This is a genomic window from Lysinibacillus composti (assembly GCF_016908465.1).
In the GTDB taxonomy this organism is placed as follows: Bacteria; Bacillota; Bacilli; order Bacillales_A; family Planococcaceae; genus Ureibacillus; species Ureibacillus composti_A.
The window spans coordinates 12,761-29,068 of sequence record NZ_JAFBDY010000011.1; the positions used below are offsets into that span (position 1 = coordinate 12,761).

At 35.4% G+C, this 16,308-nt stretch carries 15 protein-coding genes; 10 read left to right on the forward strand and 5 right to left on the reverse strand.

Annotation, left to right across the window (positions count from 1 at the left end):
• Positions 1–77: 77 nt before the first annotated feature.
• A complete protein-coding gene (locus JOD29_RS12250; protein WP_124765540.1) occupies positions 78–1,931 on the forward strand; it encodes a transglycosylase domain-containing protein in 1,854 nt (617 codons plus the stop codon).
• A gap of 30 nt (positions 1,932–1,961) precedes the next feature.
• Here JOD29_RS12250 and JOD29_RS12255 read toward each other — a convergent pair whose 3' ends face one another.
• Positions 1,962–2,531: a DUF5366 family protein gene (locus JOD29_RS12255; RefSeq protein WP_338088314.1), complete on the reverse strand. Its 570-nt coding sequence runs from the start codon at positions 2,529–2,531 to the stop codon at positions 1,962–1,964.
• Between the two features lie 157 nt (positions 2,532–2,688).
• Here JOD29_RS12255 and JOD29_RS12260 point away from each other — a divergent pair, with 157 nt between their 5' ends.
• The 7 genes from JOD29_RS12260 to mnhG are packed head-to-tail and all read left to right on the forward strand — an operon-like array spanning position 2,689 to position 8,450.
• Positions 2,689–5,097: a Na+/H+ antiporter subunit A gene (locus JOD29_RS12260; RefSeq protein WP_124765538.1), complete on the forward strand. Its 2,409-nt coding sequence runs from the start codon at positions 2,689–2,691 to the stop codon at positions 5,095–5,097.
• Positions 5,094–5,516 (forward strand): Na(+)/H(+) antiporter subunit B, encoded by a 423-nt coding sequence (locus JOD29_RS12265; protein ID WP_124765536.1) that lies wholly within the window; start codon positions 5,094–5,096, stop codon positions 5,514–5,516. Before JOD29_RS12260 ends, JOD29_RS12265 begins: the two co-directional genes overlap by 4 nt.
• Complete coding sequence (locus tag JOD29_RS12270) at positions 5,516–5,857, forward strand: Na(+)/H(+) antiporter subunit C (RefSeq protein ID WP_124765534.1); 342 nt, start codon at positions 5,516–5,518, stop codon at positions 5,855–5,857. Before JOD29_RS12265 ends, JOD29_RS12270 begins: the two co-directional genes overlap by 1 nt.
• Positions 5,850–7,340 (forward strand): Na+/H+ antiporter subunit D, encoded by a 1,491-nt coding sequence (locus JOD29_RS12275; RefSeq protein ID WP_124765532.1) that lies wholly within the window; start codon positions 5,850–5,852, stop codon positions 7,338–7,340. Before JOD29_RS12270 ends, JOD29_RS12275 begins: the two co-directional genes overlap by 8 nt.
• Positions 7,341–7,820 (forward strand): Na+/H+ antiporter subunit E, encoded by a 480-nt coding sequence (locus JOD29_RS12280; RefSeq protein ID WP_124765530.1) that lies wholly within the window; start codon positions 7,341–7,343, stop codon positions 7,818–7,820.
• Positions 7,817–8,098: a Na(+)/H(+) antiporter subunit F1 gene (locus JOD29_RS12285; RefSeq protein ID WP_124765528.1), complete on the forward strand. Its 282-nt coding sequence runs from the start codon at positions 7,817–7,819 to the stop codon at positions 8,096–8,098. The genes JOD29_RS12280 and JOD29_RS12285 overlap by 4 nt, the downstream gene beginning before the upstream one ends.
• Positions 8,082–8,450, forward strand: a complete 369-nt coding sequence (gene mnhG, locus JOD29_RS12290; RefSeq protein ID WP_124765526.1) for a monovalent cation/H(+) antiporter subunit G — start codon at positions 8,082–8,084, stop codon at positions 8,448–8,450. The genes JOD29_RS12285 and mnhG overlap by 17 nt, the downstream gene beginning before the upstream one ends.
• 52 nt (positions 8,451–8,502) lie before the next feature.
• On the opposite strand, the gene JOD29_RS12295 is transcribed toward mnhG, so the two are convergent.
• Positions 8,503–8,706 carry a hypothetical protein gene (locus JOD29_RS12295; RefSeq protein ID WP_124765524.1) on the reverse strand — a complete coding sequence of 68 codons (204 nt, stop codon included), beginning with the start codon at positions 8,704–8,706 and terminating at the stop codon, positions 8,503–8,505.
• A gap of 97 nt (positions 8,707–8,803) precedes the next feature.
• Complete coding sequence (locus tag JOD29_RS12300) at positions 8,804–10,318, reverse strand: leucyl aminopeptidase (RefSeq protein WP_124765522.1); 1,515 nt, start codon at positions 10,316–10,318, stop codon at positions 8,804–8,806.
• A 136-nt stretch (positions 10,319–10,454) separates the two neighbouring features.
• Here JOD29_RS12300 and JOD29_RS12305 point away from each other — a divergent pair, with 136 nt between their 5' ends.
• Positions 10,455–10,928, forward strand: a complete 474-nt coding sequence (locus tag JOD29_RS12305; RefSeq protein ID WP_192894231.1) for a divergent PAP2 family protein — start codon at positions 10,455–10,457, stop codon at positions 10,926–10,928.
• Positions 10,929–11,181: 253 nt separating this feature from the next.
• Here the strand turns inward: JOD29_RS12305 and JOD29_RS12310 are convergent, their stop codons facing one another.
• Positions 11,182–11,511: a YuiB family protein gene (locus JOD29_RS12310; protein ID WP_124765518.1), complete on the reverse strand. Its 330-nt coding sequence runs from the start codon at positions 11,509–11,511 to the stop codon at positions 11,182–11,184.
• Between the two features lie 1,354 nt (positions 11,512–12,865).
• On the opposite strand from JOD29_RS12310, the gene JOD29_RS12315 reads away from it, so the two are divergent.
• Positions 12,866–14,389, forward strand: coding sequence for a glycine betaine uptake BCCT transporter (locus JOD29_RS12315; protein ID WP_124765516.1), 1,524 nt, complete (start codon positions 12,866–12,868; stop codon positions 14,387–14,389).
• A gap of 101 nt (positions 14,390–14,490) precedes the next feature.
• Here JOD29_RS12315 and JOD29_RS12320 read toward each other — a convergent pair whose 3' ends face one another.
• On the reverse strand, positions 14,491–16,290 hold the full coding sequence (locus JOD29_RS12320) for a carbon starvation CstA family protein (protein WP_124765514.1): 1,800 nt from the start codon (positions 16,288–16,290) through the stop codon (positions 14,491–14,493).
• Between the last annotated feature and the right edge of the window lie 18 nt (positions 16,291–16,308).

Genomic DNA, 16,308 nt, shown 5'->3' on the forward strand with positions numbered 1-16,308 from the left:
GTAATTCTATCCAATCTAACTATTGTTCTATAAATATGCTATTCTTTCATGTAGGCAGCTTTTTGGGAGGAATATGCATGAAACAAAGCGTCGGGTTTCTTCTCATTTTTTGTTGTTTTCCATTGCTTATTTTTCTAGGTGCTAAAATTTCAGAAGAGTACTCAGTAGCAAAGGAGAGAGAACAACAATTAGAAGATAGAATCCAACTACCTATTGTCGAGAATCATCATCCAATTACAATGGTAGATCGGAACGGTAAAATATTTAATGAAGAATATATTGAATGGCGACAGCCAATGAAATTTGAAGATATTCCCGAAGTAATCAAGCAAATCTATTTACTAAGTGAAGATAGTCAATTTTATCAACATATCGGTTTTGATTTAAGCGCAATTATGAGGGCAGTTGTTGTCAATTCTTCTGAACAGTCCATTCAACAAGGTGGTAGTACAATTACCCAGCAACTTGTTCGAATGCGTTATCTTTCTGAAGAAAAATCTTATGAGCGCAAACTAATGGAACTGTTTTATGCTCACGAGCTTGAAACGATTTACAATAAAGAGCAAATTTTTGAAATGTATTTAAATGAAATCTATTTTGGAAATCAAGTCTATGGTATAGGAGCCGCTGCTTCGTATTATTTCCAAAAACCATTATCAGAGTTATCTCTAGCACAAATGGCTTTTATTGCAGCGATTCCTAATAATCCGTCTTTATATGATCCATTAAGAAATTTTAATAACACAAAAGCAAGACAAGAAAGATTAATAGATATTTTAGTTGAACATAACATTTTAACTGTGGAAGAAGCCAAAATACATAAGCTTGAGAAAATCACAATTAACACAAAACAAAAAATCCAAAAATCTCCTGCTTATAGTACCTATGTATTAGAAGAATTAAAATGGCTAGTCGCGAAAAATGAAGGATTTGATCAGCAATTAAATGAAGCAACAACAATTGAAGAAAAAGAACAAATTAATAATGAACTAAATCATAAGATTGACCAATTATTACAATCTGGAATAAGGATTTATACCGCACTAGACCAAAATAAACAAATTGAAGATGAACAAACTATTAATTCTTTACTTTCGATTAACGGTCTCCAAGCAAGTTCTGTTGTAGTTGAAAATAATACACGTGAAATCGTTAGTGTTTATGCAGGAAAGAATTATAAAAAGTACGATTTTCACCGCGCATATCAAGCTGCAAGACAACCCGGTTCAGCATTTAAACCACTCATTGTCTACGCACCGCTTTTTGAAGAAACAAATTATTCGCCGTACTCAATTGTTAGCGGGGGGCGTTACTGCGTAGAAAACTTCTGTCCTCAAAACTACGGGGGCGCGGTATACGGGAATGTTTCTATTTCAACCGCATTTAAAAATAGTTTCAATACTTCTGCAGTTCGACTATTACATACCATTGGCATTGAAACAGGATTTCAATATCTTGACCGTTTTAACTTCCAATCACTCGTTCAAGAAGATCATACCTATTCTGCTGCATTAGGTGGTCTCACTTATGGAGTCACTCCGGTTGAAATGGCTGATGCATATTCTAGTTTCATTGATGGAAGCTATGAACAAATTCATAGCATACGAAAAGTAACAGACTTACAAGGTAAGGAACTTTATAGTTGGAATCATGAAAGAGAAACAGTATGGTCAACCAAAACAATTGGCTACATGCACTCTATGTTAAATGATGTTGTCACAAGTGGAACCGGTCGTGGTCTATATACTGACTCCACATATATTGGAGCAAAAACAGGTACGACAAATGACTATAAAGATTTTTGGTTAGCTGGTTTAACTGATCGATATACAGCGACCGTTTGGGTGGGCTTTGACACACCAAAATCTATGTATTCACTCGAAGACGACCAAATCCACTTTAAAATCTTTAATACCATAATTAATAATTAAAGAGGTGCGTCTAATTAAGACGCACCCCTTTTAATTTGCAAATGGTAAACTTGCAAGTATCCCGTTATATAGTTTAAAAATCACATATACAATCGTAGTGATAAAAGTTGCCCAAAAGATAATTTCAAAAAAAATTAAGCCGATCATTCCTGTAAAGGACATGAAATGGCTCATTTTATATACTGTAAACACAAAGTAAACTAACACTGTGACCATAACAACAATCATTAATGCAATAATCGATTGGATAAAGAAAGCTGAGATTAAGGCACCGAAAAATAAAATAACATAGCCGCCTCTTGCTACACGCATCGTCTCTCCTTCTTTATCTTTCGAAAATAACAACATGCCTACTTCATGAATCGTTTCACTTATGACCTTTAGCGCAGAAAAAATCATAAAAAATAGTAAGGTAAATATAATTAATAAAAAAACACGTAATTGTATATCACTTAAAAACTCTCGCATTCCAGCGTAAACACCAATCGATGTAAAAATCTCAATTGACTCCCCAACTGTATAAATTCCAAAAGTTAAACTAAACAATAAAATTGTAAAAAGCGGCAAGTATCCATATATGTAAGGGTTTTTCATTTTCATTCCTCTATCTCTTTTAATCTCTAACATCATATCACTTTTATAGGGTCTATCAAGTGTAGATTTACCTTGGTTACGTAGAAAATGGTGTCTCTATCATGTATAATGTACATGATTTATCACTAAAAATAGTGTTTTTTAAAAAGAAAGGGGGATACTTTTGAATCAAGTCTTATATATTTTCATTCCTTTAATAGCTGCGTTATTTATGCCGTTTTTCTTTAAGAAAATACGTTCCATACATACGGGGTGGTTTGTCCTAATTGTACCAGTAGTACTTGTAGCATTTTACACTACGTATATTCCATCAATTGCAGCTGGAGAATCATTTATTGGAACAATTCAATGGATTCCTTCACTAGGGATTTCATTTGTTTCTTATTTAGATGGCCTAAGTCTTCTCTTCTCCTTGCTAATTACAGGAATTGGTGCACTAGTAGTACTTTATTCTATCTTTTATCTAGACCGCACGAAAGAGCAGTTACATAACTTTTACATTTACTTATTAATGTTTATGTCTGCAATGCTCGGGGTCGTGCAATCGGATCATATGATCACACTTTATTTATTTTGGGAATTAACATCAGTTTCCTCATTCTTATTAATTGGATATTGGTATAACCGTGATCAGTCCCGCTTTGGTGCATTAAAGTCAATGATGATTACTGTTGCAGGCGGAATGTTGATGCTTGGTGGTTTCGTTTTACTCTCTATTATGGGAGGAACATTCTCGATTCGAGAATTGATTGGTCAAGCACCTGAACTTGCTACAAATGATACATTTATCATGGCATTGATCCTTATTTTACTAGGGGCCTTTACTAAATCCGCGCAATTCCCATTCTATATTTGGTTGCCAGATGCAATGGAAGCACCTACACCAGTTAGTGCATATCTTCACTCTGCCACTATGGTTAAAGCTGGGATTTACTTAGTTGCTCGTTTTACACCAATTTTCGCCTCTTCCGAAGTTTGGATTTGGTTAGTATCTGGTATAGGGCTACTTACATTAATGTGGGGTTCATTCTTTGCGGTAAAACAGACAGACTTGAAAGCAATACTAGCCTTCTCCACGGTTAGTCAACTAGGTCTTATCATGTCCTTATTAGGTGTTGGGGCAATTGCTTATCATGTTGAAGGTGCAGAAGATACGGTATTTAAATATGCCGCCTTTGCCGCAATCTTCCACTTAATTAACCATGCTACATTTAAAGGTAGTCTGTTCATGATTGCAGGAATTGTCGATCACGAAACAGGCACACGTGATATTCGCAAACTTGGTGGTCTAATGAGCATTATGCCAATAAGTTTCACGATTGCTTTAATTGGCGGCTTTTCAATGGCGGGTGTGCCATTATTTAATGGTTTCTTAAGTAAAGAAATGTTTTTAACAGCAATGTTAGCAGTTAAAGAGTTTGAACTTTTCGAATTCTCTACTTGGGGTGTACTGTTCCCTATCTTTGCTTGGATTGCTAGTATATTTACTTTTGTCTATAGTTTCTACTTTGTATTTAAAACGTTTTCTGGAAAACTTAAATCAGACCAATTACCTCATAAACCACACGAGGCACCTATTGGTATGTTGATTTCACCAGCTATTTTGGCTGTTTTAGTTATCGTCATCTTCTTTATTCCAAACTTGATTACAGATACATTCGTGAAACCTGCAGTTACTGCAATTCAGCCATTCCTGTACAACAATCCAAATGAAGTGGACATACACGTTGCAGCTTGGCATGGGGTTAACACAGAATTACTCATGACAATCGGAATTTTTGTCATAGGGTTGCTACTTTACTTCACACTAGCTAAATGGCAAAAAGTTTATAAAGTATTTCCTGCGAAATTTTCACTTAATCGACTGTATGATTTTGTGATCAATGTACTCTTTGACTCTTGGATGGACAGCCTATCCAAATCCTATATGACGGGGTCAAATCGTCGATATTTAAGCTATATGTTTACTGCATTTGCCATGCTTGTAATTGGTACCTTATTCATTAAAGATGCATTTGTTGTTTCATTTGAAAGTGCATCACCAATTCATGTGTATCAAATCATCTTAATCATTGCTTTAATAATCGGTACAATTACGACTGTTTTCGCAAAATCACGTATTACATCGATCGTCGCTTTAGGAGCAGTTGGATATACAGTTTCCTTATTCTTTGTTATTTTTAACGCACCTGACTTAGCGTTAACGCAATTAGTTATTGAAACAATTTCTGTTGCATTGTTTTTATTAGCCTTTTACCATCTTCCAAAATTCCAAAAGGCAGAAGAACGTACTCGATTTAAATTTGGAAGAGCATTTGTATCTATTGCGGTAGGAGTTATGGTAACTCTTGTGGCACTATCTTCACATTCTCAAAAATTGATTCCATCGATTGCAGATTACTATAAGGATACAGTGTATTCTCTTGCAGGTGGAGGAAATATTGTAAACGTTATTCTTGTTGATTACCGTGGATTTGATACATTATTTGAGATTACTGTACTCGCAATTGCTGGAATGGCTATTTACGGTATGATTAAACTTCGAATGAGCAAAAAAGGAGGGAAATTATGAAAACAAATGATGTAATACTGCAGTTTACTGCGAAAATCGTCTTTTTCATTATTTTCTTCTATGCTGTTCATATCTTCTTTGCTGGACACTATACACCAGGAGGAGGATTTGTTGGAGGCTTAGTCACATCTAGTGCAATTGTGTTATTAATTATTGCATTCGATTTAAAAACAGTAAAATCGATTTTACCAATAAATTATCTGTACTTAGTTGCAGTAGGATTACTTTTAGCTTTAGGAACGGCAGCATTTTCTATGTTTGTTGGGGAGCCATTCTTTACTCATTTCTTTGATTACTTTAACCTACCGATTTTAGGTAAGACTTCCCTTCATACCGCTGCTTTGTTCGACTTAGGTGTTTATTTGGTTGTTGTTGGCGTTACGATGACCATTATTCAAACGATTGGGGATGATGAATAATGGAAATAGTTATGGCTTTTGTTTGTGGTTTCTTATTTATGGCTGCAATGTATTTAATATTATCTCGCAGTTTGCTTCGTATTATCATCGGAACAGGATTACTTAGTCATGGTGCTCATTTATTAATACTAACAATGGGTAGCTTTGGTGGAAGTGCTCCTCCTGTATTAGCTGATGGGGTAACCGATTATGTTGACCCACTTCCACAGGCCCTGATATTAACTGCGATTGTTATTAGTTTTGGTGTAACAGCATTTTTCTTAGTCCTTGCATACCGTGCCTATCATGAGCTGAAAACGGATGATATGACATTAATGAAAGGAAGTGAGCATGATGAATAACTTTCTTTTATTGCCCATTATTATCCCATTCTTCTTTGGCATGATCTTAATGTTTGGACAAAAGAATATAAGCTATCAACGAGTTACAAGTTTAGTCGGGTTACTTATTTCTATCGTTTGTGCTTTTTTACTACTGCTTAACGTTTATGAAAATGGACCACAAGTTGTTACTTTTGGTGATTGGCCTGTACCATTTGGTATTACAATGGTCGCCGATAGTATTTCATCCTTACTTGTTTTAACAACATTAACTCTTGCCTTTTTCATTGTTTGGTATGGATTCAAATCGATTGGTAAAGAACGTGAACAGTTCTTCTATTATCCTGGGGTGATGTTTATCATCACTGGGGTGAATGGTGCATTTACAACAGGGGATATTTTCAACCTCTTTGTATTCTTTGAAGTACTGCTTATGTCTTCTTATTTACTAATTGTATTAGGTGGAGAAAAAGCGCAATTACGAGAATCAATTAAGTACATTTTAGTCAATGTACTTTCATCTGCATTTTTCGTTATTACAGTAGCATTTTTATATTCAGTTGTCGGCACTTTAAATATGGCCGATATTTCAATTAAAATAGCTGAACTGAATCAGCCTGGAATACTTACTGTAATCGCAGTACTATTCTTACTTGTATTCGGTATGAAAGCAGCTATATTCCCTCTTTACTTTTGGCTACCAAGTGCATACGCAGCACCACCAATACCTGTTTTAGCATTATTTGGTGCATTGCTTACAAAAGTAGGGGTATACGCAATAATGCGTACATACACATTGTTCTTTACTCATGATTTGGCGTATACGCATGAATTATTATTAATTCTATCAGTCATTACTATTTTGGCAGGCTGTATCGGTGCCCTTGCCCATTTCGATGTGAAACAAATTATTATATATAATATCGTGATTGCTGTTGGGGTTATTTTATTCGGTGTAGCACAAATGAACGAAGTAGCTCTAGAGGGAGCAATGTTTTATTTAATTCATGATATGATCATTAAAGCAGCCTTGTTTATGTTGATTGGGATTGTCATATATGTAACAGGGACAACCAATTTACGTAAAATGGGAGGATTAATGAAAACATACCCAGCTTTAGGATGGTTTTATATCATCGCTGCTTTTGGTTTAGCTGGTGTACCTCCTTTAAGTGGGTTTGTAGGTAAATTGCTAATTGTACAGGGTGGATTTGAAGCTGGAAACCTATGGAGTAGCGTGTTTATTTTAGCGTCAAGTATCGCTGTCTTGCTATCAGTTATTCGTATTTTTATTTACGCATTTTGGGGTGAACAAGGCACAATTTCACCTAATGTGAACCCATCTACTTATAAAGGGTTATTCATACCAACGATGCTTTTAGTGTTCATTTCTGTTGCATATGGGGTTGGAACGGAATGGATTACACCATTCATGGATCATGCAGCTAAAATGTTAATCGATCCTTCAATTTACACTGATGCAGTCATGAAAGGAGGAGAATAAATGTCCTTTCAAATTTTACTAAATTTCTTTCTGGCTTTTCTTTGGATGTTTTTATCCTCTAACTACTCATTATCTCGATTGATAATAGGTTATTTACTAGGCTTGCTAGTCATTATTGCACTTAGAAAATTCTTTAAAACGCGACTCTATGTTGACCGAGTATGGGCCGTCATCAAATTAACTGTGTTATTTATTAAAGAGTTAATTTTAGCGAATATAACTGTTTTGAAGCTAGTCATTAAACCAAAACTAGATATGCAACCTGCATTCTTCAAATATGACACGACCTTAACAGAAGAGTGGGAAATCACACTTTTATCAAGTTTAATTACATTAACACCAGGTACGGTAGTGGTACACGTTTCTGACGATTCAAAGTCTTTATTTATACACGTAATTGATAGTCAGGATATTGACGAAACAATAGATTCTATTAAATACTCATTTGAAAAGGCAATCTTGGAGGTGAGCCGTTCATGACATACTTTATTTGGGGTTCCATTGTCATTGTTACACTATCATTGATTGCACTGTTTTATCGTCTTGTGAAAGGTCCCCATCCTTCTGACCGTGTCGTTGCATTAGATGCCATTGGTGTTGCACTTATTTGCTTAGTTGGACTTTTCTCCATTTTAGTTGAGACAAGTTTTTACTTAGAGATTATATTATTATTGGCGATTTTATCGTTTATTGGAACAATCGCTTTCTCTAAATTTATAGAGAAAGGAGATATTATTACACGTGACAATTCTCGCTAATATTCTAATCATTTTCTTTATAGTTGTAGGTTTAGTGTTTATTGTAGTAACAGCTATCGGATTATTTCGTTTACCCGATTTGTACACTCGTACGCATGCAGCATCTAAAAGCGCAACGCTTGGGGTTATGTGTATTTTAATCGGAGTTTTCCTACATTTTTGGTTAATTGAGAACCATTTCAACCCTGCTATTCTTTTAGGAGTGTTATTCCTCTTTATTACAGGCCCAGTAGGGGGACATATTATGAGTCGTTCATCTTATATTGCTGGTGTAAAACCATGGTCAGGTACTGTAAGAGATGATCTTAAACCCGAAATTGAACGAATGAAAAAAGAACAAGGAATTAAATAAAAAGTTAAAAGCTTGTGACCTCACACTGTAGGTCACAAGCTTTCTGTTTTTATTAGTAGCGTCTATATGGGCGATGATAATATCGTGGGTAGTATGGATAAGGGTGGTAATTAGGATAGTATCTCTGAGGATAATAATTTGGATAGTACCTCTGAGGATAATAATTTGGATAAAATGTATTGCCAAGAAGCCCTCCTAAGAATCCCCCTAAAAATGGATAAATACCGCCGTAACCACCATAACCGAAGTTGCTCATACAATACCTCCTTTTCTTAAGTAACATATGAAAGAAGGTGAAGGTCGCCTATGCCATTCGCCCATTGACAAAGAGGAATCACGATAATTTATAAGAGTTAAATTTCAACTTGATTGTCACCTAATTTTTCAATAAAGGTTGCAATCGTTCTCACCATTACACCAGTACCACCTTTAGGACCTAAATCATGTGGCGTTGCTGCATCTGATGTACCGGCAATATCTAAATGAATCCATGGTGTGTTTTCAGCAAATTCTCCGACAAAACCACCCGCAAAAATCATATGGCCGTCGCTACCAGGAGAATTATTTAAATCGGCCATTTCTGACTTACGGATTCGTTTTTTATCACGTTCTGTTAATGGCATTCTCCAAACAAATTCACCACATTCAATCGAAGCTTCAATAAATCCATCAAAGAATCCCTCATTATTAGTTAAAGCTCCTGTTTTATCGAATCCAAGAGCTGTAATTACACCGCCTGTTAACGTCGCAACATCAATTAAATAGTTAGCACCGTGTTGTTTTGCATATGTTACCGCATCAGCTAATACAAGACGCCCTTCTGCATCTGTATTTAATACTTCAACTGTTTTTCCACTGAACGTCGTAATGACATCATCTGGCTTAAATGCAGTTCCTGAAATCATATTATCTGTTGACCCGATTACTGCTACGACGTTTTTATTTGGTCTTATTTCGCCGATAATTTTCATGGCACCAAGTACGACTGCAGCACCACCCATATCCCCTTTCATGCCAACCATTCCAGTTTTAGTTTTAATGGAATAACCACCTGTATCATAAGTTACACCTTTACCAACGAGCCCAATTACATCCTTCCATTCATCGGTTGCTTGATATTTTAATGTAATCATTCTAGGTTCTTCTGAAGACCCTTTATTTACACTTAATATACCGCCCATACCTAATTCCTCTAATTGGGCTTTATCTAAAATTTCCACCTCAAAATCGTATTGCTTTGCTAGTTCAACAGCATAGTTTGCTAAATCCGTTGCAGTTAATAAATTTGGTGGTAAATTAATTAAGCTTCTTGCTTCATTTACCGCTTCCGCATAAATTCGTCCAACCTCAAAACTTGCAGCAATTTCATCAATATCTGCTTCTGTGACAAAATGTACATTGTCTAAGTAACAGTCCTGCTCATTGGAAGTGGTTTTATAATGAGGAATCGTGTAAAACCCTAATCCAATTCCTTCAGCAGCTAAATAAGCGATATCATTTTCATCTATTGGACTAGCTGTAAATGATTCCAACCAAATCGTAAAATCATTTGTTTTTAAAGTTCTTAATTGTTTCCCAACTAAACCAAAAGTATCACGTAGTTCATTTTCAGTTAAGGATTTTGGATCCCCTAGCCCAACAAATAAAATACGTTTTAAATTTTTATTTTTTCCGACGTAAGGAATTTTCGTCATCTGTTTACGTTCGGTATTGATATCCCCGCTGCGAATCCAGTCTTCAACTTGGCCATCATAAAACGATACGAATCCATCCCAACCCTTAATATGACTACAATTCTTTTGAACCCCAACAATTAATAATTCTGTTGTGACTTTTTCAAATGTCTTTGCTTCTTTTATAATTTTCATGTCGATCCCTCCACGGTTTTATTATAAATAACCACTATTTGTTTATCGAATGTAAAGTTTGTAAATTTGAAATATTTATAACTCAATTTCAGGTTATGTTATACTAGAGCAAAGTTAACGAAAGGTAGGGATCATTTTGGCACTTTTTCAAAATATACCTTTACTTCTAGCCCTATTCTCTGTATTTTTTGCACAATTAATTAAAGTACCGATTAACTTTTTAATTTCCCGCAAGATTGATTGGTCTTTAATTACATCTACTGGTGGCATGCCCAGCTCACATTCAGCAGCAGTTACTAGCTTAGCTACCGCAGTGGGTTTTGAAACTGGGTTAGATTCCCCTACCTTTGCAGTTGCCGCAATGTTTGCCATTATAGTGATGTATGACGCAAGTGGTGTCCGTTATCAGGCGGGGCAACATGCAGTCATCATTAACAAAATGCGTAGTGAATTAACACTATTTTTTGAGGAAATCAAACATTGGCCTGAAAAAACAGAAAATGAAAAAATACAAGAATTAAAAACATTACTAGGACATAAACCTAGTGAAGTACTAACAGGTGCAATCACAGGGATTTTAATCTCCGTTATCTTTTATGCATTGATTTAGAATCACATAAACGGATCAACTTAAGCACCTAACAATCACCAACCTAGAAAGGTATGTTTAAATCTGGCTAGCAGATGCCCTTTCTAAATGTAGATATCGGTCAATCTTAAACATCTATATCTATTCAGAAAACACGATTTGTCATTACAATAGACTAATCGTGTTTTTTCATAATGCGAATTACATAAAACATATCGTTTCCTATCCACTAAAAAAGGTTACAACGGTAATGATGTAAACCGTTGTAACCTTTTTAAAACATTCGATATCCGTTTTTACGTAAAATGATCATAACAATACCTGCTACAATAGCACCTGCAAATCCCCCAGCTAAAATTGAAATATCAACCATATGCAATGCTTGAAGCTTATCCAATAATGCAGGGAATGCTGTTCCAGCGTTAAAAATGTAATCTAGAAAACTAACTTCATCTACAATAAATACAACAACGATTGGATAAATAATAGCCATTAACCACGTCATACGAAGAAGCATGTTTAATAAGAAACCGATTCCAAAAAACATAACAAAAAAAAGTACGATGCTGATGATTAATTGCACAACAGATACTGAGCCGCCCATTATGTATAACCTCCGTTTTCTCCCATAAGTTTACATGATAAAAGCTTCTCTTTCAATTAGAAAAGACTAAAAGAGTGACGGGCGAAGGTTCCTTTAACTATTGATACCTATTGGATTTCCAACCTATTTATGGAATACGTTTCCTTCTGAAATTTTAAAAAGAATTACGTATTTTGGGTTATTGTTAATAATGCGGTGCGTGTAGTTATGTGAATTTTGTAAAAAAATGTAGAATTAATTATGATATCGTTTCATATAGTGTATAGTGATTCAATGGCAATGGATGAAAAACACCAAGAATAAATCCTCTTCCTTGCTTCATTACAACAACCCATATTGTACATTTAAAAATTACATATACTAATTTGTATACTAATTTGCTAATTTATGTTATAAATATTCTAAGAATCATTTAAATCTTTAAAGGGGGCGTGATTTTATTTTGAATAGATACTTGTCCCTCACTGTTTTGATTATCATATATAGCTTTTGTTGTCATTTTATTTCGGAGCAGCCACAAGCTATTATTGATACAGGAATCAGTCTAGTTGATCATCACCAAAATTTTGACGACCCTATTGATGATAATGGAAAACTTAAGGTCTTTAACGATATCCCACAAACGGTTCTAGTCTTGATTGTCTTAAGTATTACTTGTTTCTTTAGTCTTATTAGTTCAGTTACTAGGAGACTTATGCAAGTTACCACCATATTTTATCAATCGAATTATTTAATCAACTCTTTGAAATAGACATGTAAAACCTATTTCAAAGGAGGAAATGAAAATGATGTGGATTCGATTTATTATGATTGGTATGTTCTCGCTGACATCTTTAACTCTTTTAACATATCAAGGTATTGAAATCTCAAATGCCTTTTTAGAGTATCTTAAACAAAAGTAAAAATGAACTTATTGAGTGTAAAGTTTTCTTTACACTCTTTTTTATTTACGTTTTTCTCTGTATTTTAGTAAGACATTAGCTTAATTTACATGTTCGTGTTTATCTCATACATTGTTTTATTCCCCTAATCCACCAAATAGGTGTCTCTTTCCTTTCCCTTTTGAATTCCTATTTACTCCACAATATAGTTAATATGAAACTCTTTGAGGAAACTAATTATCATACGTCGATAGTCCAATTAATTTTCCCTGTCATAAAGGAATGCACTCAGGGAAAGAATAAAAAACGGAGGACAAGTCATATTGCCATTAACCCTTATTTTATATGGAAATTACTGATGTGATTCTAACTTTAATTAATATCAGTGAGGTAAAGTTTTCCACATTAAAAGACCCCAACTTTTTTAAGTACAGAATATAAAAGAATATATATGAAGTAGAAAGGAATTTGAGATGCGAAAAGTTTCAAACGTTTTTTGGATTGCGGTTATGATTGTTCTCGCAACATGCGTATTGGGTGTTACAGCTCCAGTAAGTTTTGAAGAAGCTACAGGAAATATACAAGCTTTTCTTACGTCCACATTCGGATGGTATTATTTAATTCTAGTTACGATCATTGTCATTTTTTGTGTCTTTCTTATTTTTAGCCCACTTGGAATTATTAGATTAGGTAAACATGATGAGAAACCCGAGTTTTCAAGAACTTCTTGGTTTGCGATGTTATTTAGTGCAGGCATGGGAATTGGTCTTGTATTTTGGGGAGCAGCGGAACCACTTTCTCATTTCATGGTACCACCACTAGCTGAATCTGGCACAATCGCATCTCAAAAAGAGGCGATAAGGTACACATTTTTCCACTGGGGCATTCATGCTTGGGGAATATACGCTATCGTAGCATTGGCATTAGCATACTTTAATTTTCGTAAGGGTGAACCCGCGCTGATCTCATCTACATTAAAACCTGTTTTAGGTAAAAAAGCGATGGAAGGTACTCTTGGAACAATTATTGATGTATTAGCTGTTTTTGCTACAGTTGTTGGTGTTGCAACTACCCTTGGTTTTGGTGCAACCCAAATTAATGGTGGGCTATCCTATTTATTTGGGATACCTAGTAACTTCACTATTCAATTAATAATCATAGCTGTTGTTACCATCCTCTTCACCATCTCAGCATCAACAGGGTTAGGTAAAGGAATCAAGATACTAAGTAACGCTAATATGATTTTGGCAGTGATTTTATTAATTTTACTGTTTATTATAGGTCCTACAATCCTTATTTTAAATATGTTTACTGATTCACTTGGTGGCTATATACAAAATATCATTCAAATGAGCTTTCGTATTGCACCGCTAAATGAAGAGAACCGTTCTTGGATTAATACTTGGACTATTTTTTATTGGGCTTGGTGGATTTCGTGGTCGCCATTTGTAGGTATTTTTATTGCCCGTGTATCCAGAGGAAGAACGATACGTGAATTTATTATCGGCGTTTTATTACTACCAACTCTTGTTAGTTTTATGTGGTTTACTGTGTTTGGTACATCAGCAATCGAGGTCCAAAAAGCTGCTAGTATTGATATATCACAGTTAGCTACTGAGGAAGTGTTATTTGCAGTTTTTAATGAATTACCATGGTCGACTATTTTATCAATTGTAGCAATTGCACTGGTGAGTGTATTCTTTATTACATCTGCTGATTCAGCAACATTTGTACTTGGAATGCAAACATCATATGGGTCCCTTATTCCTCCAACTGCCGTAAAGTTAACATGGGGGGTTGCACAATCAATTGTAGCTTTAGTCCTTTTATATAGTGGAGGTTTGCAAGCGCTGCAAAATGCCTTAATTATCGCAGCCTTTCCATTTTCAATCATTATGATCATAATGATGATGTCGCTTTATCGTTCTTTAGCGAATGAAAAGAAAGAACTCGGATTGTACCACAAACCAAGACGTAAAAAAGTGGATAATCAATAAAAGTAAATGACAAGAGACTATCCAAAAGTCTATTTATGACTTTTAGACAGTCTCTTGAATTTTTAAATTCAATTCTAATACTGGGACAAGGTACCTGTCCCCTATGTCCCTTTTGCCACTTTTCGACGTAGGAATCTCGGACTATTCCAAAGTTGGATCCAACTTTTTAAAGCCGTGATGACAATAATTAGACCCAGTATCAACATAATGATCGATAGTATTCCATTTAATACAGAATATCCGGCTGCGGCACTGTTCCAATAAACATTTTTAACCATCCAAATTCCTGCCACATTGACCGTAATATATAAATATACTAAAGGAATAATACAAGTTAAAACATAGATTCGTTTATCAGCCATTTTTAAAATGACGGTTGCACCAAGTACTAAGCCAATTGAGGCCATCAATTGATTTGATACCCCAAATAACGCCCAGATTGGACCTATTTCACCTGAGTACAATAAATACCCCCACATTAAACAAGCTAATGCACTAGCAAATATAGTACCAGGAACCCAATCTGTCCGCTTTAGTGGTTTTATAACGTCTCCTAAGAAGTCTTGAATTAAATAACGGGCCACTCTTGTTCCTGCATCAATGGCTGTTAAAATAAATACTGCCTCAAACATAATGACGAACTGATAGAAGTAGGTTGATAATCCACTAAACCAGGGAATTCCTGTAAAAATTTGTGTCATCCCTACGGCAAGAGATACCGCACCACCTGTTCGTCCTTCTAAATCTATTCCAACACTTTGAGAAAGTGCTGGTAAGTTGACTACTTCCATACCTAATGTTGCAAAGACTGCAGGTGCAGCATTAATTGCAAAATAGTCACCTGGATGTAATGCTGTTGCAGCTATAAGCGCCATCACCCCTACTAAACTTTCAACAAGCATAGCGCCAAATCCTACTACACGAATGTCTTCCCATCTATTTAACATTTTTGGTGTTGTTCCTGACCCTATAAATGCATGGAATCCAGAAATTGCTCCACACGCGATTGTAATAGAAACGAATGGCCAAACAGGTCCTGCAATAATTGGTCCTCCACCGTGAACGAACTCAGTAACCGCTGGGAATTGTATAACTGGGTTCACAAAGAAGACGCCAATGATTAATGCAATAAACACACCAATTTTCATGAAACTACTTAAATAATCTCGTGGAGCCAGTAAAAACCATACAGGTAAAGCAGCTGCAAAGAATGCATAAATAGGTAAAATAATAGCTAATGTTTGACGATCGAATGTCAAGAAATCACCAATTGCAGTTCCTTGTATATATGGTCCAACAAAGACACCGATTAATAATAAAATAAAACCAATTGCTGAAGTGACGACTAGATTCCCGGTTTTTTTATACGCAATTCCGACAAGCATGGCAATTGGAATCGTAATCGCAACAGCAAATGTACCCCATGGATTTCTTTCTAATGCCCCAAGAACAACCATCGACAAGCCAGCCATTGTAATAGTAATGATAAACAGCATGGCTAGACCCGTACAAAAACCTGCCACTGGGCCCAATTCTTCTTTCATAACCTCTGAAAGTGATTTACCTTGTCGTCTCATGGAGGCAAATAACACCACTGCATCATGAACTGCTCCACCAATTACTGCACCAATTAACAACCATAAGAGACCTGGTAAATAACCAAATTGAGCAGCTAAAACAGGTCCTACAAGTGGACCAGCAGCAGCAATTGCAGCAAAGTGATGACCAAATGCAACCCATTTATTTGTTGGTACATAGTCTTTTCCATCATTTAATTTATGTGCAGGAGTAGGTGTATTATCATTGATTTTCAACACTTTTTTCGTGAAAAAATAACCATATAATCGGTAACCAATCACCAGTACACAAATAGCACCAATTACAATAGATAATGCATTCATAATGAACCCCCATTAAGG